Raw genomic sequence first — 20,264 nt, forward strand, 5'->3', positions numbered from 1 at the left:
CTCACCGGACCGGTGGCTATCGTGGCACGTCATCCCTGACGCAACTGAGAGGGCACCATGAACAAGCCTGAGATCGACTTTCCCGACTTCGACGCCCCGTCCGACCTGGTCATCACCGACCTGACCGTCGGCGACGGCGAGGAGGCCAAGGCCGGTCAGACCGTGACCGTGCACTACGTCGGGGTCGCGCACTCGACCGGCGAGCAGTTCGACGCCTCCTACGACCGCGGCGAGCCGCTGACGTTCCGCCTGGGCGTCGGCCAGGTCATCTCCGGGTGGGACACCGGGGTGCAGGGCATGAAGGTCGGCGGCCGTCGCCAGCTCGTCATCCCGCCGCACCTGGGCTACGGCGACCGCGGCGCGGGCGGCGTGATCAAGCCCGGCGAGACGCTGATCTTCGTGTGCGACCTGGTCGCGGTGCGCTGACGCACCGACACACCCCGGGGCCGTCGGCCGCCGGGGCGCACGCGGTCCTCATCGCACCTGCTGCCCGTTCACCAGGGCAGGTCGTCGCCCGCCGACTCGTCGGCGACGCGCGCGGCCTGCGGCCCGAGGACCACCACGTCGCCCCGGACGAGCTGGCGGCCCCGTCGCGTCTCCACCTCGCCGTTGACGAGCACCTGGCCCTCGGCGAGCGGGGCCTTCGCCTCCGCCCCGCTCTCGACCAGGTTGGCCAGCTTGAGGAACTGCCCCAGCCGGATGGTGGTGTCGCGGACCGGGACGTCGAAGGGCTCGGGAGTGGGCATGGGACAAGTCAACCCCACCGCTCCCCACCCCGGCTGGGCCGGGCTCAGTGCGCGAGCACGCTGAGCGTGTGGATCAGCACGCCGACCAGGCCGCCCACGATCGTGCCGTTGATCCGGATGAACTGCAGGTCGCGCCCGACGTGCAGCTCGATCCGCCGGGCCGCCTCCTTGCCGTCCCACCGCTCGATCGTGTGGGTGATCACCGCGGTGATCTCCGCGCCGTACCGCCCGACGGCGAAGACCGCGGCGTCGGCGGCCAGGCCGTCGAGACGGGCCCGCAGCTCCTTGTCGTCCTGCAGGCGCTGGGCGAACGCCGCAAGCTCGACCAGCAGGCGGCTGCGGACGGCGCCCTCGGGGTCGCGCAGCGAGGTGGTGAGCGCACGGCGCAGCGCGTTCCACAGCGACACCGCGGAGGCGATCACCTGGGGGTGGTCCAGCAGCCGGTCCTTGAGCCGCTCGGTGCGCTCCTGGGTGACCGGGTCCTCCAGCAGGTCGTGGGCGAGCTGGGTGAGCATGGAGTCGAGCGCCTGGCGCGCCTGGTGGTGCGGGTCGTCCCGGATGTCGGCGACCCAGCGCACCAGCTCGACGTGGATGCGTGCGGTGACGCGGTCGTTGAGCACCGGCGGCGTCCACCACGGCGCCCGCTCCCCCAGGACCGCGGTGACGGTGTCGGGGTTGGCCACCAGCCAGTCGTGCAGCTCCGAGACCGCGAGGTCGACCAGGCCGCGGTGCAGGTCGTCGTGCAGCGTCTCGGAGAGCAGCCCGCCCAGGAGCGGCGCGATCGGCTCCTCGTGGAACCGCGGTACGAGCGCGTCGCGCACGAGCGACTCGACGTGCTCGTCGCGCACCTTGCCGAGCGCGATCGCGGCCACGTCGGCGACCTCGTCGACGACGCGGCGCGCGTGGCTGGGCTCGCCGAGCCACCTCCCCACGCGCAGCGAGACCTCCGCGCTGCCGATCCGCTCCCGGATCACCCCCTCCTGCAGGAAGTTCTCCCCGACGAACTCCTCCAGGCCCTGCCCGAGCTGGTCCTTGCGCTTCGGGATCAGCGCCGTGTGCGGCACCGGGATGCCGAGCGGGTGGCGGAAGAGCGCGGTGACCGCGAACCAGTCGGCGATCGCGCCGACCATCGAGGCCTCGGCGCCGGCGTTGACGAAGCCCCAGAAGCCGTCCTCCCCCAACGTCAGCGCATAGACCAGCGCGGCCAGGAGGAGCAGCGAGACCGCGAGCGTGCGCATGCGGCGCAGCCCCTGGCGCCGTACCTCGTCGGCGGCCGGATCCCCGGTGATCATCTCGATGGTGGCACTCACGTCGCGATTGTGGCCGACGCGCGAAGCGCGGCGGGTTTGCCATTCCGCTCCGGGCGGGCAGTCTTGGCACGAACATCGGCGCCCGGGGTGCCGGATCCCAGACACGAAGGAACTTCATGCGCCGCACCGCCGCCGCCGTCCTCGTCGCACTGAGCACGGCTTTCACGGTCCTGCCAGCCGCGCTCCCCACCGCCTCCGCGGCCGCGAGCGCGCACTCGGACGAGCCGCAGCCGCTCGGGGAGCACGCCGCCGGCGGCGCCCCCGTCACGACACCCGAGGCCGCGCAGGCGGCGCTCGAGGGGGCCACCGAACTCGCCGCCGGCACCGCCAGCGAGGCGGAGCGGGCCGAGGCCACGCTCATCCTGCGCGACCTCGCCGTCTCGCTGCCGCTGCTGCGCGGTGACGACCGCGCCCGGGCCGAGGCGATCCTGGCCCGTCCGACGCACGGCGCCAGCGACCCCTACGGCAACGGGTACACGGTGGGCTCCAAGCGCATGTGCAAGGCCAACGTGTGCGTCCACTGGGTCACCAGCACCTCGGACGCCGTAACCAACCGGGCCTGGGTGAAGACCAACCTCAAGGTCCTCAACAACGTGTGGCGCAAGAACGTGAAGATGGGCTACCGCACCCCCGTGAGCGATCGCCGCGTCGCCGGCAACAACGGCGGCAACGGCAAGTTCGACGTCTACCTGAGCAACATCGGCGGCCGCGGCCAGTACGGCTACTGCGTCCCAGAGGCCTACGGCCGCCGCGTGGGCTCCGCGAGCAGCTACTGCGTCATGGACAACGACTTCGCGGAGTTCGGCGGATCCCCGAAGGGCAACCTCAAGGTCACCGCGGCGCACGAGCTGTTCCACGCGGTGCAGTTCGCCTACGACTTCACCGAGGACCGGTGGTTCATGGAGTCGACGGCGACCTGGATGGAGGAGCGCTTCGCCGACGGCGTCAACGACAACCGCCAGTACCTGCGCAACAGCCAGATCGTGCGACCGAGCCTGGCCCTCGACACGTTCTCGATGACCGGCTCCACCCAGTACGCCTCCTGGATCTTCTGGGAGTACCTCGGCACCCGCTTCGGCCACTCGATCGTGCGCCAGGTCTGGGAGCGCGCGGCCCCCGGTCGCCGCACCGACCCGTACTCGACCAAGGCGATCGCCGCGGCGCTGCAGAGGAAGGGCGGCTTCGCCCAGGTGTTCCGCGCCTACTCGGCCGCGAACGCGCGACCGGCGGCGTCGTACGCCGAGGGCAAGGCCTGGCCGAAGCCGACCATCGCCGGGCGCTACACGCTGGCGCGCAAGGCCAGCAAGGACGTCACGCCGCGGCTCGACCACCTCACCGCCCAGCACTACGTGGTGAAGCCGGCGAAGTCGCTGAAGGCCAAGAAGTGGAAGCTGCGGATCACCGTCGACGGCCCCAACAAGGCCACCGCGCCCGGCGCCTACGTCTACGTCAACCGCAAGAAGGGCGGCTCCGGGACCGCGATCAGGCTGAACCGCAAGGGCAAGGGCAGCACCACGATCGCGTTCAACCGCCGCAACGTCCGCAGCGTGACCGTCACGCTCGCCAACGGATCGACCCGGTACCGCGGGTGCCAGACGTCGAGCACGGCGCCGTCGGTCTACAGCTGCAACGGCTCGCCTCGCGATGAGAACCGGCCGTTCCGCCTGACGCTTCGGACCCTCAAGGGCTGAGCATCGGGGGTCGCCAAGCCCCGCAACGGTGCTGCCGGCGTCGCGGAGTGATCCGCGGCGCCGGCGACACCGTTTCGGGGCTCAGGCCTGCGGGTCCTCGGGCTCCTGGAGCCGGCGGTGGTTGCGGATGACCTCGTCGATCACCAGGGCCAGGAACTTCTCCGCGAAGTGCGGGTCCAGCCCGGAGCTCTCGGCCAGCTGACGCAGCCGGGCGATCTGCACCGCCTCGCGCGCGGGGTCGGCCGCCGGCATCTCGGCACGGGCCTTGAGCTCGCCCACCTGCTGGGTGCACTTGAACCGCTCCGCCAGCAGGTGCACCAGGGCGGCATCGAGGTTGTCGATGCTCGACCGGAGTCGGGTCAGCTCGGCCATCGCGTTGTCGTCGCTCACGGGAGAATGCAAGCATCCCCGCCCGGCCCCCTCGTGCGGCGGGGGCTCAGCGGCCGCGCCACACCGGTGCACGGTGCTCGGCGAACGCCGCGATCCCCTCGGCCGCGTCCTCGGAGGTGACGGCCACCGAGGCGAGGTCGCTCTGGCGGGCGAAGGCCTCCTCCGGCGCCCACGTCGGGGACTCCGCGACGATGCGCCGGCTCACCTGCACCGACAGCGGCGCGTTCGCGACGATCTCCTCGGCCAGCGCGAGTGCGGCGTCGAGCACGGCGCCGGGCTCGGCGAGCCGATTGACAAGCCCCAGCTCGGCGAGCCGGGTCGCGGGCATCGGGTTGCCCGTGAGGGCGAGCTCCATCGCCACGTTGCGCGGCAGCCGCTCGGTCAGGCGCATGACCCCGCCGGCCGCGGCCACGAGGCCGCGCTTGGGCTCGGGGATGCCGAACTGCGACTGCGTCGAGGCCACCACCAGGTCGGCGATCAAAGCCAGCTCGCATCCGCCCGCCAGCGCGTGTCCCTCGACCGCGGCGATCACCGGCTTGGCGATCGGCAGCGCCGAGATGCCGAGCGGGCCGCGCTTCTCGGTGAGCGCGAACTGGCCGGCGGCCGCCGCCTTGAGGTCCATCCCCGCGGAGAAGGTCCCGCCGGCCCCGGTCAGCACCGCGACACGCGCCTCGGGGTCGGCCTCGAAGGCGTCGACGACGCGCTCGAGGAGGCGGGCGGTGCGCAGGTCGATGGCGTTGCGGCGCTCGGGACGGTTCAGTGTGATCACCAGCACCGGCCCCCGGCGCTCCACCAGCACGGGCGGCTCCGGCGGCTCGGGCAGGTCGGTGCGCTCCTGGCCGGTGATCGTGAGGGTGCGGACGTCCTCGACCTGGGCGGGCAGCCCGATCGGGTCGCCCGCGACGATGCAGTCGAGGACCTCGGGCTGGGTGGTGCGCACGAGCACGCGGGCGCCCTCGGGGGTCAGCACGCTGAGGATGCCGGCCTCGGGCGCGCCGTCGCGGCCGTACTGCGCGGTCGCTGCCTCGACCACCCCCGGTCCGGCGTAGGAGTCCAGCGCCGGCCGGGCGCGCTCGGGCAGCAGCACCGGCGCCAGCGCGCGGTACGGCGTGCGGGGCGGGGTGGCCGAGTAGATCCCCAGGGCGTGCTTGGTGACGAACCAGCCCAGCGAGGTCGACAGCCCGTAGGACTCCGGGTCGCGGCGCAGGCGGTCCACGAGGGTGGCCACCGCGTGGGTGCCGTAGTTGTTGCCCGGTCCGCCGGCGAAGGTGAGCCCGCCGGTGACCGAGAGCGGGCGCTCGGGGTCGTCCAGCGGCAGCCCGAGCTCGTCCGCGGCGATCTGCACCGCCGCGGGGAAGCAGGAGTAGAGATCGACGTGGCGCACGTCGTCGGGGCCGATGCCGGCGTGCGCGAAGGCCGCCTCCCCGATCGCGCGGATCGCCGGCGACGCGGCGAGGTCGCGACGCTCGGAGACGAACCACTCGTCGTACGCCGCAGCACCGGCGTGCAGGAAGACCCATTTGTCCTGCGCGATCCCGAGCGCGGTCGCGGCGGCGACGCTGGTCACGACCACGCCGGCGGCGAGGTCGACCTGCAGGTTGGCGCACAGCAGCTTGGGGTAGGGCTCGCTGATCATCCGGTTGCCGGCGTCCGGGGTGGCCAGCTGCTCGGGCGTGTGCGCCTGGGGCAGCCAGGCGTACTCGTTGCCCGCGGCGACCTCGGAGAGCCGCGACCACAGGCCGGTGATCGTGCGCCGATGCTCCTCGGGGGTCTCCCCCGCCTTGGCCCGCAGTGCGGACTCGATGAGCGCATAGGTGTAGACCGGCACGCTCAGCCCGGCTGCGGTCTCGGGTCCGTTGTTGGCCTCGCGGTCGCTGCCCAGCACGGTCGTCGGAGCGATGTCGCGCTCCTGCACCGGCCAGTCGAGGTCGATGCCCTGCTTCTGCGCCGCCGCCAGGGTCGCGCCGGCCTCCGCCCCGCTGACCAGCACCACCTCGGCGCGACCGTCGGCCACGGCCTGGCCGGCGGTGTTGATCAGCACCTGGCCGGCGTCGCCGCCGTACGGCGCGGACATCGCGGTCTCGGCCGGGTCGGCACCGAGCTGCTCGGCGATCAGGCGCCCGGCGTCGCGATAGGTCCACGAGGCGCTGGCGACGTAGTAGACGGCGTCCGCGGCGCGGAGCAGCTCCTCGCCGGCACCGCTGTCCTCGGCGGCGCGACGCAGCGCCCGGGCCGCGAGGCTCGCAGGGTCCTCGGCGCCGTTCTCGAGGTCGGGACGGCGCTGCACCACCTGGCCGACGCCGACGAGGACGGGGGTGCGGGGGTCCAGACGGGCGCCGGTGCGCTCGTGCACCACGGTGCGCTGGGGGAACCGGGTGCCGCTGCTCTCGGCCGGGTCCGCCGCCAAGGCGGCGGCCACGGCGGCGAAGCGCCCGGCGGACTCCACGAGGGCCTCCTCGACGCTCGCAGCGACCGTGGCGCCGAGCGGGCCCTCGACCGGATCGCCGCCGATGCCGGCGCGGATCGTGAACCTCACCTGACCAGCGTCGTCCTGCGCGACCTCCATCCGAAGCGCGAGGGTGAGGTTCATCGGGCCGGCGCCGTCGAGCGCGGTCAGGCCCGGCTCCGCCTCGCGCACCACCCAGGCGATGTCGGCCGGGATGCCCATGAGCGTGACCTGCTCCTCGAAGGCGTCCCCGGCGCTGGCCACCTGCGGCGGCGCCTCGCGGAACGCCGCGTGCATGCTCAGCCAGTCGGCGTGCCGGGCGGGGTTGGCCACCAGGTCGCCGGCGACGGCGAGCGGGGCGGCGACCTCGGCGCTCGCCTCCACCAGGCGCGGGAAGCCGGTCAGCTGAGCGGGCAGGTCGGTGGCCATCGCATCTCCATAAAAAGTCAGGCATGACTGTTTGTTGTGTGGATGCTAGCGCCTCCGGGACCGCGGCGCACCCCTCCGAGGGCGCCCGGCTGCAGCCACCGCTGTGGGGCGCACCACCCGCGGCAGGTTGTGCCGGTTGCCGCATTTCGATGACCCCCGGCCCGGATCTGCGGCAGGCTTCTCGTCGGTCTCCTTCCCTCGTGGCCCGGGACCCGCTCGACCCGACCACGCCCAGGAGCACGATGTACCGCCCGCGCGCCGCCCTCGCGACCTCGCTGTCGGTGGCGGTCGCCGCCGTCGGCGCCCTGTCCTGCCACGCCAGCGACTCGACAGCCCCGTCGAGCCCGCGGGCGGTGGTGCACGGCGCAGTCGCGGCCGGGGAGTTCCCGACCACCCTCGGCACCGAGGTGCTCGCCCCGACCCCGAGCGGGCGCACGTCGCGCTCCACCCGTCCGAACGTCGTGATGATCACCGCCGACGACGCCAGCATCGACGACCTGCGCCACATGCCGCACGTGCGGCGCCTCGTGCAGTCCCGCGGCACCCGCTTCGACGGCGCGGTGGCGCCCACCCCGATCTGCGTGCCGGCCCGCGCCTCGCTGCTGACCGGGCAGTTCGCGCACAACCACGGCGCCGAGACGATCCGCGGGCGGCGGGGCGGCTTCCGGTCCTTCGCCGACCGCGACACCCTGCCGGCCTGGCTGCAGGACGCGGGCTACCGCACGATGTTCGTCGGCAAGTACCTCAACGGCTATGGCTCGACCCGCAACCGGGCGCGCACCTACGTCCCGCCGGGGTGGTCGGACTGGGCGGCCACGGTCGACCCCTCGACGTACAGCTTCGAGCGGTTCACGCTGAACCGCAACGGCCGCCTCCAGCAGGTACGCCGCTACAGCACCGACGCGCTGACGGGGCTCGCCACCGATCTGATCGCCAAGGCGTCGCGCCAGCGGCGCAGCCGGGGCACGCCGTTCTACCTGTGGCTGAACTACGTCGCGCCGCACGCCGGTGGACCGGTGGAGAGCGACGACCCGCTGACGCGGCAGCCCCGACAGCGCGACCACTTCACGAGCACGGTGCCGGCCGACCGGCACCGCAACTCCTTCCGCGGCACCTCCCTGCCGGACAAGCCGAACATGTTCGAGCGCGACGTCAGCGACAAGCGGAACCCCGCCACCCGACGCCCGGGCGGCTGGTCACGGCTCGACAAGGAGCTCCTGCGCGAGCAGTACCAGCAGCGCCTCGAGGCCCTCCAGGCCGTCGACGAGGGGGTCGCGCGGGTCGTCCGGAGGCTCCGCGCGACGGGTCAGCTGCGCCGCACCGTGCTGATCTACGCCTCCGACAACGGCTGGGGCGTCGGCGAGCACAACATCGTCGGCAAGCATCATCCCTACGTCGAGCAGTCCGGGATCCCGCTCCTCATGGCCGGCCCCGGCATCCCCCGTGGGCTGCGCTCGCGTCTGCTGGCCACCAACCCCGACGTGGCGGCCACGATCGCCGCGCTCGCCGGGGCCGAACCGCGGCGGCGCGAGCTCGACGGCGTCGACGTGCTCCCCTGGGTGCGGCTCGGCGGCAACCCGCAGCGTGCGGTCCCCATCTCCAAGCGCGGGGACCCGCGCGGCAACCTGGTCTACACCGGCGTCAAGACCGGCCGCTGGACCTACGTGCGCTTCGTGCGCGGCGGCGAGGAGCTCTTCGACCGCCGCCGCGACCCCTACGAGCTGCGCTCCCTGGTACGCGTCCCCCGCGCCGCCCGGGTGCTGGCCGAGATGCGCCGTCTGAACCGCGAGCTGCGCGACTGCGCCGGCAACACCTGTCTGCGCAGCTACTTCGGCGGCTCCTGACGCCCGGCCCCTCCGCCGAGTCGAGACTTGTGGTGGCACGAGTCGGGGCCTGTGGTTGCGCCAGTCGGCGTACGGCGACGCGGCTGCTCCGAGCACGTCGGCGCAGATCGTGGTGCACTGGTGGATGGCCATCTCCCCGCCGTCCGCAGCAGCCAGCCCCGAGGCGTTCCTCGCCAGCGCCCGTGTCGATCCCGCGGTGTACGAGCTGCGGCCGGACTACCGCGCGATGCTGCTCGCGGTCGACGGCCTGGTCCCCGGCCCGAGCGACGAGGGCACCGACGCGCTGCTGCGCGCCGCCGAGAAGGCGGCCGTCGACGCGGTCGGGTCGTCGGCCCCCGAGCAGCTCCCGCACATCGCGGCGTGGCGGGAGGCGTACCGCTCCTTCGGCGCCAAGCCGCAGCGCACCCGCAACAGCCTCGAGGCGCTGGTGCGCCGCGCGGTCGGCCCGGGGCTGCCACGGGTGAACCGGCTCACCGACGTCTACAACGCGATCAGCGTGCTGCACCAGATCCCGCTCGGCGGCGAGGACCTCACGGCGTACGACGGGGCGCCGCGGCTGATCCGCGCCACCGGCACCGAGGCGTTCGACACCACCGCCGGGGGTGAGGACGTGGTCGAGCACCCGGATGCCGGCGAGGTCGTGTGGTGCGACGACGCCGGCGTCACCTGCCGACGCTGGAACTGGCGTCAGACGCGACGCACCCAGCTCAGCGACCAGACGCTCACCGCGTTCTTCATTCTCGACGCCCTGGACCCGATGAGCGACGAGGCGCTCGTCGCCGCGGCCGACGACCTGGTCGCGCGGCTGTCGCTGTCGACGCCGACGCTCCGCGTGGTCCAGCGGCTGCTGCGGGCCGGCGCGGCCTGATCCCCCTCAGGCCTCACTCGACCCGGGTCGAGGGGTCCTCGCCGCGACGCAGCACCCCGGCCCACTCCACCCGGCCGGCGGCCCCGGCGAGGGCGCCGCTCGCACGCGTCGCCACGGGATGCAGCCGGGGCACCCGTCTGGCGACCGCGTCCAGGCCGTCGCGGCTGCGGTCCAGCACCGTGAGCGGTACGGCGGCCAGCGCATTGCCCGGCGGACGGCGCGACACCACCGGGTGCGGCCGGGTCGGCGCGGTGCGGCGTACCGCCTCCCAGGCGACCCCGAGCGCCCGCAGACGCGGCACGCTGGTCACCTGCTGAAGGCGCGGCAGCAGCTCGTCCTCCTCGTCGCGCACGTCCTCGCGCAGCACGTCGGCGAGCCGCTTCAGCACGTCACATCGCGCCGCCCCGACGGCTGGCAGCTGCTCCAGCGCCGTCCAGAGCTCGTTGACCTCCTGGTGCTCCCGCTCGACCTGCAGGGTCAGGGCCTCGCCATCGGGCAGTCGGCGCCGCAGCTCGGGCCAGAGCACCGACTCCTCGGCGAACGCGTGCGGGAACACCAGCCGGGCGATCCGGCCGAGCACCCGCTCCTCCTCGGCCCCGGCAGGCGCCACGTCGAGCTGGTGCAGCAGCACGTCGAGGTGCTCGTGGTCACGGCGCTGGCGCACGAGGATGCTCCACGGCCCGCCGAGCTGGTCGATGTCCTGGTCCGCGATGCTCATCATGGCGCGTCGGTATCCACATCTCGGCGCCGCAGCCGTGCCCACAGGGGTGGTGGCCGAAGGCCCAGCGGGCGGACAAACGACAAGACCCGGTCTGCATCGCTGCGGACCGGGCCTTGTTCCTTGTAGCGGGGGCAGGATTTGAACCTGCGACCTCTGGGTTATGAGCCCAGCGAGCTACCGAGCTGCTCCACCCCGCGTCGGTGAGCCCAACAGTACCTGTCCCCCCACCGTGAACTCACATCGGGGGCCGAGTCGACACTCGTGGCTGCCCGAGCTGGCGCTCAGGGCCGGCGCACCGGCCAGACAACCGCGGCGCTCTTCGAAGCGAAGGGTCGGCACCCGCGCCATTCATGCCTCCCCAGTTGTGGGCCGCTTCGACCAACGGTACTATTCATATGCATTGATTTGCCAACTCCAGGAGAGGACTCAGCGATGGCTGGTCAGGCCGGACAAGAACGTCGCACGGACGACCCCGTGGGCCCCGGCCCGCTGGCGGGGATCAAGGTGGTCGAGCTCGGCTCGATGTACGCCGCTCCGACGGCCGGCCGCATGCTGCGCGACTTCGGCGCCGACGTGGTGAAGATCGAGGACCCGGCCTCCGGTGACTTCGCGCGACAGTGGCAGCCCGCCCACAACGGCTTGGCGATCGGCTACTCGCGACTCAACTCCGGCAAGCGCTCGGTCGGCATCGACATGCGCAGCCCCGAGGGCCGCGAGGTCGCCAAGGCGCTGATCGCCGACGCCGACGTGGTGATCGAGAACTTCCGTCCCGGTCGGATGGAGGCCTGGGGCCTGGGCTTCAAGGAGCTCTCCGCGGAGCACCCGCGCCTGGTGATGACCCGGGTCAGCGGCTTCGGCCAGACCGGGCCCTACTCGGCACGCCCCGGCTTCGGCACAGTCGCCGAGACCGCTTCGGGCTACGCCTTCCTCAACGGATGGCCGGACACCCCTCCGACCGCGCCGCCCTTCGGGTTCGCCGACTCGATCGCCGGCATCTCCGCCGCATTCGGCACCTCGATGGCGCTCTTCAAGCGTGAGATGACCGGCCAAGGCTCCGAGGTCGACGTCGCGCTCTACGAGCCGCTGATGTTCATCCTCGGCGACGCCGTGCTGAACTACACGTCCTCCGGCACGATCATGCAGCGCCACGGCAACGCCTCCGGCGCCGCGTCCCCGCGCGGCATCTACGAGGCGGCCGACGGCGGCTGGCTCTCGATCGCCGCCTCCAACCAATCGATCGCGCTCCGGCTCTTCGAGGCTATGGGCCGCCCGGACCTGAAGGACGACGAGCGGTTCGCGACCAACACCGCCCGGATGGCCAACAACGAGGCGATGCAGCAGATCGTCATCGACTGGGTGAGCTCCTACCCGCGGGACGAGGCACTCGCGATCCTGGACGAGCACGAGGTGGTCGCCGCCGCGGTCAACGACGCCCAGGACGTCACGCAGGACCCGCACTTTCGCGAGCGCACCCTGGTCGAGCTCGCGAACACGGTGCTCGGCCCGGCCCTGATGCCCGGCCCGATCCTGCACCTGGACGACTACACTGGGCCGAGATACGACGGTGTCGCCGCGATCGGCGAGCACACTCGCGAGGTCCTCGTCGACCAGCTCGGGATGGACGCCGACGAGGTCGGCCGCCTCGCCGCCGCCGGCGTACTCAGCAACTGACACCCGCGTCACCTCGCGCGTCGGCCCTCTCACGGACAGAAAGATGATTATGATTCCCCGTCCGCGCCAGCCTGCGAGCGTCGCCTCGGAAGGAACCCACTGATGACCGCAACAACCCTGCGGCCCATGAAGACTGCCATGCTGGTCGCGCAACGCATCGTCGCGGACATCAACGAGCGTGGCAACGTGATCGGCGACCGCCTGCCGCCCGAGCGGGCGATGCTGGAGAAGTACGACGTCGGGCGGGGGACGCTGCGCGAGTCGCTCCGCTTCCTCGAGCTCCAAGGGATCATCACCCTGAAGCCGGGCCCCGGCGGCGGCCCCGTGGTGGTGCAGCCGGACGCCAGCAGCCTGGCCACGTCGCTCACCCTGCTCCTGCAGTTCTCCCAGGCGCCGTTCCGCACCATCGCGGAGGCCCGACTGGGTCTCGAGCCGATGATGTCCCAGCTCGCCGCCGAGCGGATGAGCGAGGAGTCGCTCGCCTCCCTCAAGGAGAGCGTCGAGAACATGCACGAGAACCTCGGGAACCAGGCGATCTTCCTCGAGGAGAACAAGCGGTTCCACGACGTGATCTCCCACGGCTCCGGCAACGCGATGTTCGGCCTCCTGGTCGACGCGCTGCTCGGCATCCTGGACGGTTCGTCGATCGGCATCGACTACCCCGAGCCGCGACGCGCCGCCGTGCACAAGGCGCACCTGCACATCTACAAGACGATCGAGGCGCGCGACCCCTCGGCCGCCGCCGAGGCCATGCGCGACCACATCAGGGAGTACATCCGCTACGCGGAGAAGAAGTTCCCCGAGGTCCTGGACGCGCCCATCGTCTGGGGGCGCGTCTAGCAGCCCTCCCCGCCGCGCAGTCCCAATCTCCCATCCCGGCGGGGTGCTTGGTCGATCGACTCGGCGTCGGAGATGGTCGCTCGGAGGAGCCTTGGGATGTCCTGGGCCCCTCCGAGCGACCATCCGCGCGTCGCGGCCTCAGGACGGCAGACGGTCCCCCAGCACGCTCGCCAGCGTGCCGCCGAGCACCATCTTGGTCTCGTCATCAGTGAGTCCGAGGGCCTCGACGGCACGGATCTCCTCGGCGGGGCTGGTCATCGGCCAGTCGGACCCGAAGACGATCCGGTCGGCGCCGTGCTTGCGGATCAGGTCGCGGACCCTCTCGGGGCGCAGCGTCGCCAGTGACGGCGGCCACGAGGTCTCCAGCACCACGTCGGTGCCGGCGAGCATCTCCTCGGCGTCGTCGAGGATCTTGTAGCCGCCGAAGTGGCAGGCCATCAGCCGCAGGTCGGGGAACTGCCGGGTGACGTCGCGGATCATCTTCGGGTTGGAGAGGCTGTTGGTGAACGGGTCGCCGCCCTCGCCCACGTGCGTGATCACCGCGTAGTCGCTGCCGAACGCCTCGAAGATCTCCCACAGGCGCGGGTCGTCGAGTGCGTACTTCTGGAACAGAGGGTGGATCTTGACCGCGCGGACGCCGTGGCGCTGAAGGCTTGCCAGGTTCTCCTCGACCGAGAGCCCGACGTGGACCGTGCCGAACGGCACGTGGGTCTCGTCCGCCAGACCGGCGACGAAGCGGTTGACCGAATCGACGTGCCGGGCCTCGTTGGCGATGGCCAGGCAGCAGCTGACCTGGACGCCGCTCGCGGCCATGTCCTGGGTCAGGCCGTCGACCGTGCCGTCGCCGCGGGCCTCGAGCCCCTCGACGCGGTTGCCGCCGAGAGCGATCTGGGCGATCTTGTCGGGCCAGACGTGGGTGTGGGCGTCGATGATCACGGGCGCGTCCTCTCAGGACAAGGTGGGCGGGTCAGAGCTTGCCGGACTCGCCGCCGTCGACGACGAAGACCGCTCCGGTGGTGAACGAGGACAGCGGGGAGACGAGCAGGCAGGTCAACGGCACGATCTCCGAGGGGTCGGCCATCCGGCCGGCCGGGATCTTGGCGATCCGCTTGGCGTGGAGCTCGGGTGACTCGGTCACCGCCTTCTGCGCCTCGGTGACGAAGGCTCCGGGCGCGATGCAGTTGACCTGCACGTTCTTCGCGGCCCACTCGGCCGCGAGCGCCTCGGTGAACCGGACGACCGCCCCCTTGGAGGTCGAGTAGGGCACCAGGAACGGCTTGCCGCGTACGCCGGTGGTGGAGGCGATGTTGACGATGCGGCCCGCGCCCTGCTCGATCATGTGGACGCCGGCCGCCTGGGCCAGCAGCATCGGCGCGATGACGTTGACCGCCATCGCGTCCTTCCAGATCGCCGGGTCCTGCGTGGCGAACTTGCCCGCGGGGGCGATACCGGCGTTGTTGACCAGGCCGTCGATCCGGCCGTGTCGGGCGATGACCTCGGGGACGAGCGCCTGCACGGACTCCTCGTCGCGCATGTCGACGGTGACGGCCGAGATCCGTCCCCCGCCCTGTGCGGCGACCGCAGCGAGGCTGTCCTTGGAGCGGGCGGCCGCAACGACGGTGGCACCCTCCTTCGCCAGCGCCAGCGCCATCGCCGCGCCGAGGCCGCGGCTGGCGCCGGTGACCAGGACGACGCAGCCCTCGAGCTGGAGATCCATCAGCGGACGCCCTTGGCGAGACGGCGGGCCAGGGAGTCGAGCAGCACCTCGGTGGCGCCCTCGTAGACCCGCAACGGGCGGGCGTTGCGGTAGAGCCGCTCGATCTTCGACCCGCGGACCAAGCCAAACCGGCCCATCGTCTGCACCGACCGGTCGACCACCTGCGCAGCGGCCTCGGTGGCGTGCACCTTGGCCATCGAGGAGTAGTCGAGGTGGCCGAGCGGGTCGCTCTTGGCCAGCGCGGCCGCGCGGTAGACGAACGCGCGGGCGGCCTCCACATCGGTCCACGACTGGGCCAGCTTCTGCGAGACCGCGCCGAGCTCGATCAGCGGAGCGCCGAACTGCTCGCGGGTCAGGGCGTGCCCCTTGGCCTCGTCGAGCGCCGCCTGGGCCAGGCCGACCGCGGAGCCCGCAACGGTGACCCGGAAGACGGCCAGGGTCTGCAGCATCAGCGAGAACGCCTTGCCGGGCACACCGAGCCGGTTGCCCGCGGGCACCCGGACGTCGGTGAAGGTGAGCTCGCCCAGGATGTGCGGCGCGATCAGGTCGTCGCCGCGCTCGATGCTCAGCCCCGGCGTCCCTGCCGGGACCAGCACCATCGACCACCCCTCGCCCTCGCGGACCATGGTGCAGTAGAAGTCGGCCGCGCCACCGTTGGTGATGAACGACTTGCGCCCGTTCACCACCAGCTCGTCGCCGTCGGCCACCATCGTGGTGGTGATCGCCCGCAGGTCCGAGCCCACGTCGGGCTCGGTCAGTGCCAGCCCGGCGATCGCGTCCAGGGTCGCGACCTTCGGCAGCCACTCCTGCTTCAGCTCCTCCGAGCCCCCCACCGACAGCGAGTAGCTGCCGACGCCCTGCATCCCGAACATGGAGTCGAGGTGCCCCGAGGAGTACATGAGCTGCTCGCGGACCACCGCGATGGTGAGCGGGTCCAGCACCTCGTCATGGCCGCCGTACGCCGCCTGGACGACATAGCGAGCGAGCCCGCTGTCGCGCAGGACGTCGAGGCAGCCCTGGTGGACGTCGACCGCCTCGTCCGCCTCGGCCGCGAAGGGCTCCACCTTCGCGGCCACCTCCCGGGCGATCTCCTGGACCTTCCGGTGCTGTGGTCCGAGGTCGAACAACTGGCCGTCTTCCACGATGAGTCCCTTCTCGAAATCTCTGGTGATGATCCGGCGGCCAGGTCAGCGGCGCTGGTCGAACTTGCGGCCGAGCACCTCGGAGACGATGCGTATCCGCTGCATCGTCGGGGTGCCACCGGCGATCGCCCACCCGTGGGAGTCTCGGTGCAGCCGCTCGAGACCGTACTCCTCGGTGTAGCCGTTCCCGCCGTGGATCTGCATGGCCAGGTCGGTGACCTTCTTGGCCATCTCGTTGGCGGTGCACTTGGCGAGCGAGACCTGGAGCGGGTCCGGGATGCCCGTGGCCGTGGCGGAGGCGGCGGCGCGGTCACGGAGCAGCCGGGCCGCCTCGACCTGGAGCACCATGTCGGCGAGCATGATCTGGATCGACTGGAACTCGACCAGCGGCTTGCCGAACTGCTCGCGCTCCTCGACGTACTTCAGGGTCTTGTCCAAGGCGGCCTGGCCGATGGCCAGGCTCATCGTGGTGTTGCCCATCCGCTCGATCGAGAAGATGCCGAAGAGCTTGCCGAAGGACCCGGCGGGGACGACCACGTCCTCGAGCGGAACCTCGACGTTGTCGAAGTAGAGGTCTGCCGACGGGATGCCGCGGAAGCCCATGAGCCGTTCGCTGGCGCCGAAGGAGAACCCGGGCGTGCCCTTCTCCACGACGACCGCGCCGATGCCCTTCGCACCGGGCGCGTCGGAGAGACGGCAGTAGAGGAGGTACTGGTCGGCCTCACCCCCGTTGGAGATCCACCGCTTGGAACCGTTGATTACCAGCTTGCCGCCGATCTCCTTGGCGGTGGTCCGCATGTCGGTCGCAGCGGAACCGGCATCCGGCTCCGAGATGCCGACCGCCATGGTCTTCTCGCCGCTGACGATGGCGGGGAGCCAGCGCTCACGCTGCTCCTCGGTGCCGAGGTGGGTGATCACCTGAGCCGGACCGGTGTTGGCCTCGAAAACCTGGAAGGCGGCCGGCCGACAGACCTTGCCCAGCTCCTCGATGACCACCAGCGCCTCCTCGAGGGGCGCGCCGGAGCCGCCGTACTTCTCCGGGTGCGCGATGCCGAGGAATCCGAGGTCGCCGAGTCGGCGCCTCTCCTCCTTGGGCAGAGGGGTGCGGTCGACGTCGAGCGACTCCGCCATGGGCTCGTAGACCTCTCGCGCCACCTGTGCCGCGAGCTGCCGGATCTCCGCGTACGTGTCCGTCACGGAATCACCTCCTTGGTTGTAATCATTATCCTAGATTCATCCGAGAATCGGTGTCAAGGAATTGATGCGGGGACTCGAAGTCCCCGCCGCCGCCCCACCGTGGACATACGGATGACAATCATGATAAGCAATCGCCATGGCTAAGACGCAAGAGAACAGTCCACGCGACGTGGTGATCGTCGACGCGGTACGGACTCCCGTGGGGCGCGGGAAGGCCGGCGGCGCGCTGTCCGACGTGCACCCCGTGGACCTGCTCGCGCAGACGCTCCAGGCCCTCCTGGCCCGCTCCCCCGAGGTCGACCCCGGCACCGTGGACGACGTGATCATCGGCTGCGTCTCCCAGGTCGGCGAGCAATCGGCGACGCCGGGCCGGATGGCCTGGCTGGCCGCCGGACTGCCCGCACACGTGCCGGCGACGACCATCGATCGCAAGTGCGGTTCGAGCCAGCAGTCCGTCCACTTCGCCGCGCAGGGCATCCTCTCGGGCGAGGCCGACATCGTCATCGCCGGCGGCATCGAGTCGATGAGCCGGGTGGTCATGGGATCGGCCCGGATGGACGCCGACCCGTACGGCGACGGCATCCTCGCCGCCTACGCCCCCGGCCTGGTCTCGCAGGGCGTCGCGTCCGAGCTGGTGACCGCCGAGTGGGGGTTCACCCGCGAGCAGCTCGACGAGTACGCCGCCCTCTCCCACGAGCGCGCGGCGGCCGCGCAGGACGCGGGCGCATTCGACCGCGAGATTGTGCCCATCACCACCCCCCACGGCATCGTCAAGGCCGACGAGACCATCCGCCGCGGCACCACCCCGGAGAAGCTGGGCGGGCTCAAGGCGGTCTTCGAGACCCCCGAGCTCGCCGAGCGCTTCCCGCAGGTGACGTGGGCGACCACGGCCGGCAACTCCTCCCAGATCACCGACGGCGCCAGTGCGCTGCTGCTGATGTCACGTGAGAAGGCGGACGAGCTCGGCCTCCGTCCCCGCGCCCGGGTGCACTCCATGTCGGTCGTCGGCAGCGACCCGCTGCTGATGCTGACCGGACCGATCCCCGCGACCCACAAGATCCTCGCCCGGTCGGGACTCACCCTGGACGAGATCGACCACGTCGAGGTCAACGAGGCGTTCGCCCCGGTGCCCCTCGCCTGGCTGGAGGACTTCGACGCGGACCCTGCCAAGCTCAACCCCCGCGGCGGCGCTATCGCTCTGGGCCACCCGCTGGGCGCCTCCGGCGCCCGCCTGATGACCACCATGCTGCACGCCCTCGAGGACAACGGGCAACGCTACGGCCTTCAGCTGATGTGCGAGGCCGGCGGCATGGCGAACGCGACCATCATCGAACGTCTCTGACCCGCCTCGCCCGGCCGCACCGCGGCACTCACTCCCCAGCAAGGAGCACGACATGGACCTGACCTCAGCCTCGGCGCTGGTGACCGGAGGCGCCTCCGGTCTCGGGGCCGCCACCTCCCGACGGCTCGCCCGGGCCGGCGCGCACGTGGTGGTCCTGGACCTCAACGAGGAACTGGGCAAGGAGTTCGCCGCGGAGATCGGGGGCACCTTCGCCCACGGCGACGTGACCGATCCCGCCGCCGTCGACGCCGCCCTCGACACCGCCGAGCAGCAGGGCCCGCTGCGGGCCCTGGTGCACTGCGCCGGCAAGGGCGGCACGGTCCGCCTGGTCAACCGTGACGGCACCCCCGGCGACCTGGACCTCTACCAGCAGCTGATCAACATCAACCTGGTCGGCACGTTCAACGTCCTGCGCCTGGCCGCCACCCGGATGGCCAGGAACGAGGTGCTCGACGGAGAGCGAGGCGTCTGCGTGCTCACCGCCTCGGTCGCCGCATGGGAGGGTCAGATCGGCCAGATCCCCTACGCCTCCGCCAAGGCCGGCGTGGTCGGGATGACCCTGGTCGCCGCCCGCGACCTGGCCACCAAGAGCATCCGGGTCAACACCATCGCCCCGGGCGTCTTCGACACCCCGATCCTGGCCCGCTTCTCCCAGGAGGTCCGCGACGGCCTCGGCGCCCAGGTGCCGAACCCCGCCCGCCTGGGCGCGCCGGACGAGTTCGCGATGCTCGCCCAGCAGATCGTGGAGAACCCGTACCTCAACGGCGAGACCATCCGTCTCGACGGCGCGATCAGGATGTCGCCCCGATGAGCGCGGAGACGGCGGGTGGCCCGGAGCTGAAGGTCACCGAGCGCGGTCGCGTGCTGGTGATGACCATGGACCGGCCCCAGGCCCGCAACGCGATGTCGTTGCAGATGGCGCAGGAGATCGCGGACGCGCTGGACCTGCTCGACAGCCGCCCCGACCTGAGCGTCGGCGTCATCACGGGCGCCAACCAGACGTTCTGCGCGGGAATGGACCTCAAGGGATTCGCCCGGGGCGAGCGTCCGGTGGTCGAGGGTCGCGGCTTCGCAGGCCTGGTGCAGAAGCCCCCGACCAAGCCGCTGATCGCTGCGGTCGAGGGCTACGCCCTGGCCGGAGGGTTCGAGATCGTCCTCTCCTGCGACCTCGTCGTGGCGTCGACCGCGGCCAGGTTCGGTCTGCCCGAGGTGAAGCGCGGCCTGACCGCCGCCGCCGGCGGTCTGCTGCGTCTGCAGCGGCGGATTCCCTACCACCTGGCGATGGAGCTGGTCCTGACCGGCGCCATGTGGCCGGCTACGGCCGCAGCCGAGGTGCACCTGGTCAACCGACTCGCCGAGCCGGGCACCGCCCTGGACGTGGCACTCGCGCTCGCCGACGAGGTCGCGGCGAACGCTCCGCTGGCCCTGTCCGCCTCCAAGCAGGTGCTGGTCCGCTCCCAGGACTGGGAGCTGGACGAGATGTTCGACCGGCAGCACGAGTACGTCGACCCGATCCGCCACTCTGCCGACGCCAAGGAAGGCGCGGCGGCCTTCGTGGAGAAGCGCGAGCCGCGGTGGACCGGCGCCTGACGCCGGCCCTGCGGCCTCAGGCGTCGGCGTAGGTGTGCATCGTGAATCCGCTGTGCGGCAGCTCGGCCATGTCGGCGCTCGCCGCCTGCCCCTCGGGCGACCCCATGGCCGCCAGGAGCGCATCCTTGTCGTCGAAGGAGAGCTGGGCGACGAGGTAGGTGTCGGACGCGCTGCCGTCGAGGGGGTCCACGACCCCCCAGGTGTAGCTGCGCAGCCCGGGCATCTGCTGCGCCTTCACGGCGTGCGAGGTGCGGTAGTGCTCCAGGAACGCGTCGCGGTCCGAGGGCTGCTGGTAGGTGACGAGCATGTGGAACACGGTG

Annotated in this window: 19 protein-coding genes and 1 tRNA gene; 9 read left to right on the forward strand and 11 right to left on the reverse strand. The window is 71.8% G+C overall.

Annotated features, from left to right (window positions below; translation table 11 throughout):
* The first annotated feature begins 57 nt into the window (after nucleotides 1-57).
* Nucleotides 58-426, forward strand: a complete 369-nt coding sequence (locus HBO46_RS14425; protein WP_166132923.1) for an FKBP-type peptidyl-prolyl cis-trans isomerase — start codon at nucleotides 58-60, stop codon at nucleotides 424-426.
* A gap of 68 nt (nucleotides 427-494) precedes the next feature.
* Here the strand turns inward: HBO46_RS14425 and HBO46_RS14430 are convergent, their stop codons facing one another.
* Nucleotides 495-746 carry an RNA-binding S4 domain-containing protein gene (locus tag HBO46_RS14430; RefSeq protein ID WP_166132925.1) on the reverse strand — a complete coding sequence of 84 codons (252 nt, stop codon included), beginning with the start codon at nucleotides 744-746 and terminating at the stop codon, nucleotides 495-497.
* Between the two features lie 44 nt (nucleotides 747-790).
* Entirely contained in the window at nucleotides 791-2,056 is a 1,266-nt protein-coding gene (locus HBO46_RS14435; protein ID WP_317983880.1) for a DUF445 domain-containing protein, read from the reverse strand.
* A 116-nt stretch (nucleotides 2,057-2,172) separates the two neighbouring features.
* Between HBO46_RS14435 and HBO46_RS14440 the strand changes: the two genes are divergently transcribed.
* Nucleotides 2,173-3,747, forward strand: coding sequence for an MXAN_6640 family putative metalloprotease (locus HBO46_RS14440; protein ID WP_166132927.1), 1,575 nt, complete (start codon nucleotides 2,173-2,175; stop codon nucleotides 3,745-3,747).
* Between the two features lie 81 nt (nucleotides 3,748-3,828).
* On the opposite strand, the gene HBO46_RS14445 is transcribed toward HBO46_RS14440, so the two are convergent.
* Nucleotides 3,829-4,119 carry a chorismate mutase gene (locus HBO46_RS14445; RefSeq protein WP_166135887.1) on the reverse strand — a complete coding sequence of 97 codons (291 nt, stop codon included), beginning with the start codon at nucleotides 4,117-4,119 and terminating at the stop codon, nucleotides 3,829-3,831.
* Between the two features lie 64 nt (nucleotides 4,120-4,183).
* Entirely contained in the window at nucleotides 4,184-7,012 is a 2,829-nt protein-coding gene (locus HBO46_RS14450) for a crotonase/enoyl-CoA hydratase family protein (protein WP_166132929.1), read from the reverse strand.
* 200 nt (nucleotides 7,013-7,212) lie between these two features.
* Here HBO46_RS14450 and HBO46_RS14455 point away from each other — a divergent pair, with 200 nt between their 5' ends.
* The gene (locus HBO46_RS14455; RefSeq protein WP_166132931.1) at nucleotides 7,213-8,856 is read left to right on the forward strand and encodes a sulfatase-like hydrolase/transferase; all 1,644 of its coding nucleotides are present in this window, start codon (nucleotides 7,213-7,215) and stop codon (nucleotides 8,854-8,856) included.
* A 124-nt stretch (nucleotides 8,857-8,980) separates the two neighbouring features.
* Nucleotides 8,981-9,724, forward strand: coding sequence for a B3/B4 domain-containing protein (locus HBO46_RS14460; protein ID WP_166135890.1), 744 nt, complete (start codon nucleotides 8,981-8,983; stop codon nucleotides 9,722-9,724).
* Between the two features lie 13 nt (nucleotides 9,725-9,737).
* Here the strand turns inward: HBO46_RS14460 and HBO46_RS14465 are convergent, their stop codons facing one another.
* Both HBO46_RS14465 and HBO46_RS14470 read right to left on the reverse strand, forming a co-directional pair.
* Nucleotides 9,738-10,445, reverse strand: coding sequence for a hemerythrin domain-containing protein (locus tag HBO46_RS14465; protein ID WP_166132933.1), 708 nt, complete (start codon nucleotides 10,443-10,445; stop codon nucleotides 9,738-9,740).
* A 123-nt stretch (nucleotides 10,446-10,568) separates the two neighbouring features.
* Nucleotides 10,569-10,642, reverse strand: a tRNA-Met gene (locus tag HBO46_RS14470).
* 235 nt (nucleotides 10,643-10,877) lie between these two features.
* Between HBO46_RS14470 and HBO46_RS14475 the strand changes: the two genes are divergently transcribed.
* Together HBO46_RS14475 and HBO46_RS14480 are read left to right on the forward strand one after the other, a co-directional pair.
* A complete protein-coding gene (locus tag HBO46_RS14475; RefSeq protein WP_166132935.1) occupies nucleotides 10,878-12,116 on the forward strand; it encodes a CaiB/BaiF CoA transferase family protein in 1,239 nt (412 codons plus the stop codon).
* Between the two features lie 126 nt (nucleotides 12,117-12,242).
* Nucleotides 12,243-12,956, forward strand: coding sequence for a FadR/GntR family transcriptional regulator (locus tag HBO46_RS14480; RefSeq protein WP_207950527.1), 714 nt, complete (start codon nucleotides 12,243-12,245; stop codon nucleotides 12,954-12,956).
* Nucleotides 12,957-13,094: 138 nt separating this feature from the next.
* Here the strand turns inward: HBO46_RS14480 and HBO46_RS14485 are convergent, their stop codons facing one another.
* The 4 genes from HBO46_RS14485 to HBO46_RS14500 are packed head-to-tail and all read right to left on the reverse strand — an operon-like array spanning nucleotide 13,095 to nucleotide 17,012.
* Nucleotides 13,095-13,892, reverse strand: coding sequence for an amidohydrolase family protein (locus HBO46_RS14485; protein ID WP_166132939.1), 798 nt, complete (start codon nucleotides 13,890-13,892; stop codon nucleotides 13,095-13,097).
* A 31-nt stretch (nucleotides 13,893-13,923) separates the two neighbouring features.
* On the reverse strand, nucleotides 13,924-14,673 hold the full coding sequence (locus HBO46_RS14490) for an SDR family NAD(P)-dependent oxidoreductase (RefSeq protein WP_166132941.1): 750 nt from the start codon (nucleotides 14,671-14,673) through the stop codon (nucleotides 13,924-13,926).
* A complete protein-coding gene (locus HBO46_RS14495) occupies nucleotides 14,673-15,815 on the reverse strand; it encodes an acyl-CoA dehydrogenase family protein (RefSeq protein WP_207950526.1) in 1,143 nt (380 codons plus the stop codon). Before HBO46_RS14495 ends, HBO46_RS14490 begins: the two co-directional genes overlap by 1 nt.
* 45 nt (nucleotides 15,816-15,860) lie before the next feature.
* Nucleotides 15,861-17,012: an acyl-CoA dehydrogenase family protein gene (locus HBO46_RS14500; protein ID WP_166132943.1), complete on the reverse strand. Its 1,152-nt coding sequence runs from the start codon at nucleotides 17,010-17,012 to the stop codon at nucleotides 15,861-15,863.
* 136 nt (nucleotides 17,013-17,148) lie between these two features.
* Between HBO46_RS14500 and HBO46_RS14505 the strand changes: the two genes are divergently transcribed.
* Genes HBO46_RS14505 through HBO46_RS14515 form a run of 3 tightly spaced genes read left to right on the forward strand, consistent with a single transcriptional unit; the run spans nucleotide 17,149 to nucleotide 19,944 of the window.
* On the forward strand, nucleotides 17,149-18,354 hold the full coding sequence (locus HBO46_RS14505) for a thiolase family protein (RefSeq protein WP_166132945.1): 1,206 nt from the start codon (nucleotides 17,149-17,151) through the stop codon (nucleotides 18,352-18,354).
* A 52-nt stretch (nucleotides 18,355-18,406) separates the two neighbouring features.
* Entirely contained in the window at nucleotides 18,407-19,165 is a 759-nt protein-coding gene (locus tag HBO46_RS14510; protein ID WP_166132947.1) for an SDR family NAD(P)-dependent oxidoreductase, read from the forward strand.
* A complete protein-coding gene (locus HBO46_RS14515) occupies nucleotides 19,162-19,944 on the forward strand; it encodes a crotonase/enoyl-CoA hydratase family protein (protein WP_166132949.1) in 783 nt (260 codons plus the stop codon). Before HBO46_RS14510 ends, HBO46_RS14515 begins: the two co-directional genes overlap by 4 nt.
* A gap of 16 nt (nucleotides 19,945-19,960) precedes the next feature.
* On the opposite strand, the gene HBO46_RS14520 is transcribed toward HBO46_RS14515, so the two are convergent.
* Nucleotides 19,961-20,251 (reverse strand): EthD family reductase, encoded by a 291-nt coding sequence (locus tag HBO46_RS14520; RefSeq protein ID WP_224769510.1) that lies wholly within the window; start codon nucleotides 20,249-20,251, stop codon nucleotides 19,961-19,963.
* Nucleotides 20,252-20,264: the final 13 nt, after the last annotated feature.

Source organism: Nocardioides ochotonae (assembly GCF_011420305.2).
Taxonomy (GTDB): domain Bacteria; phylum Actinomycetota; class Actinomycetes; order Propionibacteriales; family Nocardioidaceae; genus Nocardioides; species Nocardioides ochotonae.